The sequence below is a fragment of the Mesorhizobium sp. M7A.F.Ca.MR.362.00.0.0 genome (assembly GCF_004023175.1).
Lineage (GTDB): Bacteria > Pseudomonadota > Alphaproteobacteria > Rhizobiales > Rhizobiaceae > Mesorhizobium.
This window is the reverse complement of record NZ_RZTF01000006.1, coordinates 1-3,060: the sequence shown is the minus strand read 5'-3', so window position 1 is coordinate 3,060 and position 3,060 is coordinate 1. Positions and strand designations below refer to the sequence as shown.

Genomic DNA, 3,060 nt, shown 5'->3' with positions numbered 1-3,060 from the left:
ACCGAGACCAGAATTCATGTCCGCCAGATCAATTCCGAACTCGGCGTCGAGACGTGGGGCCGGCTGCGCGGCATGGCCGACGCCAGCGTCGAAACCACCCCGCAGAGCCTCTTCTTCACCGCCGGCGATTATGAGTTGCAAGGCGCCAATCTCAAGGCCTCGCCACCCCTGCGCTCACCGCATGATGTGGATGCGCTGCGCGCCGCGCTGAGCGCAGGACTGATCGACATCGTCGCCACCGACCACGCGCCGCACACCCCAGCCGAAAAGGCAGCGCCCTATGCGGCTTTCGCTGACATTCCAGGCGGCATGCCAGGACTGCAAACACTGTTGCAGACCATGCTGAAATTGGTCGATGAAGGCTTGATCGCGCTGCCCGATCTGGTGCGCCTGTGCGCCAGCAATCCGGCCGAGCGCTTCGGGCTTGGCCGGCGCAAGGGGAAGATCGCCACCGGCTACGATGCCGATATCCTCATCCTCGATCCGCGCCAGTCCAGCACCATCGCCAATGCCGATCAGGTGTCACGTGCGGGCTATACGCCATTCGATGGCTGGATCGTCGAAGCGCGGCTGACAAACGTCTTCCTGCGTGGTCGCGAGATCGTGCGCGAGGGAAAACCGATCGGCCCGAAAGTCGGACACATCGTCACCCGGGAAAGCTGAGGACCATATGCCCCTGCTCGCCAACAAGGCCGCCATCGTCACCGGAGGCAGTTCCGGCATCGGCCGCGCGATCGCGCTGAAATTCGCGGCCGAGGGCGCGAGCGTCGTCATCGCCGACACGGTCGAGCAGCCGATCGAAGGCGGTGAGAGTACGGTGGAGTTGATCCGCTCGAATGGCGGAGCTGCTGTTTACATCCGGACCGACATCTCTGACTGGAGCGCCGTCGATGCGACGGTCGATGCGACGGTCACGCAGTTTGGACGTCTCGACGTGATGGTCAACAACGCCGCGATCTACACCAGCACCAATCTGATCGACACCACGCCAGGACAATGGCAGCGCGTCATCGGCGTGAACCTGACCGGCTTCTTCTACTGCTCGAAACGGGCGGTGATGCAGATGCTCGGCCAGGCACCGGTCAACGACGTGCGCGGCCGCATCATCAACATTTCGTCCCAGCACGGCATGGTTGCCTGCCCCGGTGACTTTCCCTATTCGGTGAGCAAGGGGGGCATCGTGCAGATGACACGGCAGATCGCCGTCGACCACGCCGACGACCTGATCGTCTGCAACGCGATTGCGCCAGGCAAGATCGTCACCGGCAAGCCGGGTGTCGCCAACGATCCCGACGCGCTCGATTACTCGCGAAGGCGCACGCCATGGCCGCGGCTTGGACATCCGAGCGACGTGGCCGGAGCCGCCTTGTTTCTCGCCAGCGACATGGCAAGCTACGTTACAGGCATCAACCTGATGGTGGACGGCGGCTGGATGGCGGGCTGACCTAGTAAGACCTAAGGCCGAATGCCCGGAGACCGCGGGCAAGGGCTGCAGCAAGGGACGTTGGCCGACGAACAGGGCAAAACATTACGTGGGCACTTTTCGCCCCCAGAGTCGAGACACGCGCTCTGCAACGGTAGTAGTCGCAGTCGCAAACAGTTCTCCAGAAGCGATCTGGTCACGCGGTATCTTCCAAATCAGACCACTACTAGCGCTCCAGCTCTGACAATGGCGGCAGCACCACAGCCGGGTGACGCCCTTCGCGCAGCATCAGCCCGAGAGTGTAATCAACCGCCAGCTTCACGGCACCGAGCGCGGTCCCGTCATCCCCCAGGGAACTGACAGCGATGGGTGTTGACCATGCAAGCTCTGCTGCGACGCGTTCGACGTTTTCCGTCATCAGCGGGTTTCTGCCGACACCGCCGCCAAGCACGATCAGGCCGGGGTCGAGCATGCCGATGCAGCCGGCCGCCAGCCTGCCGATATCGGCGCCATGGCGCGCGACGGCCGCTACCGCCGGCGGCGAGCCCTCGAGCGCGCGTGCAAAAAGATCCTTGGCCGAGTCGGGCGGCACGCCTTCTCCTGCGGGCCAGTCGACACGGCAGCGCTCGATCAACGCCCGCGAGCCGAGATAATGTTCGAGCCCTTCACGATGGGGCGACTCGCTGGCCGACCATGGAAACGGCATGCGGCCGATTTCGCCGGCAGCACCGCCGGCGCCGCGAAACAAACGTCCCTCGGTGATGAAGCCGAGGCCGACCCGCACGCCAACCTGCAGGAAGGCGAAGGTCTGGTGGCCTTGCGCGGCGCCAAAATGCATCTCGCCGATGGCCGCGCAATTGACGTTGTTTTCCAGGATGATCGGCACTTTGATACTGCGCCGCAGCAGGCCAAGCACGGCGGACGGCCCGCCGGGCCGGTCAAAACGATTGTTGGAGACGATGCGCGGCACCGCCACCGCAATGGCGCGCAGCGCGCGAAAACTCTTGGCGACCCTGGCCATGGTGGCACGCGCCACCGACTCTACGACGGCGCCGACCGCGTCGGCATCGCCGGCTATCGCTTCCGGGATGGGTTCTTCGATCGATGCCAGCTTCTGCGCATCTATCGAATAGGCGACGGCGCGCACCTGGGCGGCGCCGACATCGATGCCGATTGCGTAGCCCGCACCCGGGCCGATGCCGTAGATCGTCGCCGTGCGGCCAATGGCGCCGCGCTCAATCCCACGCGAGGCAACGAGGCCGAGCGCACTCAACTCCGATACCGCCGCCGACATGGTCGGCTTCGATAGGTCGAGCATGGCGCCGAGCTTCGGCCGCGTCACCGGCCCGTGCGCGGCGAGCACGCGCAGCACGGCGCGGGCGCTGTCGGTCAGATTGGGGATTTCCGCAGCCGCCATCTCAGCCGTTCGACCTTTTGCCTTAAATCCTGTCTCTAGTCGGTGAAAGCGCAATCGCCGCCCCGACTCGAAAAGCCGCATCCCGTCCTCAATGCCCCATTGCCAGGCGGTTTGGCAATTTCCACGATCCGGACAGCGGCGTCAGACTTCGGTCGCCGACCACGGCTTCAGCTTGGTATCGGTCTGGCGGTAGCGGAACGTAATGTCGGTGAGGCCGGCC

Annotated in this window: 3 protein-coding genes; 2 read left to right on the top strand and 1 reads right to left on the bottom strand. The window is 64.6% G+C overall.

The genetic code is table 11. From position 1 onward, the window contains the following. A partial coding sequence (locus tag EOC06_RS41490) for a dihydroorotase family protein (protein WP_245469282.1) occupies nucleotides 1–663 on the top strand: 663 nt, incomplete at its 5' end. Between the two features lie 7 nt (nucleotides 664–670). Next, on the top strand, nucleotides 671–1,444 hold the full coding sequence (locus EOC06_RS01630; protein ID WP_128306917.1) for an SDR family NAD(P)-dependent oxidoreductase: 774 nt from the start codon (nucleotides 671–673) through the stop codon (nucleotides 1,442–1,444). 205 nt (nucleotides 1,445–1,649) lie between these two features. Here the strand turns inward: EOC06_RS01630 and EOC06_RS01625 are convergent, their stop codons facing one another. Then, nucleotides 1,650–2,840, bottom strand: a complete 1,191-nt coding sequence (locus EOC06_RS01625) for an ROK family transcriptional regulator (RefSeq protein ID WP_128306916.1) — start codon at nucleotides 2,838–2,840, stop codon at nucleotides 1,650–1,652. Between the last annotated feature and the right edge of the window lie 220 nt (nucleotides 2,841–3,060).

Coding starts and splice junctions, on each gene's coding strand:
- EOC06_RS01630 (WP_128306917.1), top strand. CDS start 671: ATGCCCCTGCTCGCCAACAAGGCCGCCATCGTCACCGGAGGCAGTTCC.
- EOC06_RS01625 (WP_128306916.1), bottom strand. CDS start 2,840: ATGGCGGCTGCGGAAATCCCCAATCTGACCGACAGCGCCCGCGCCGTG.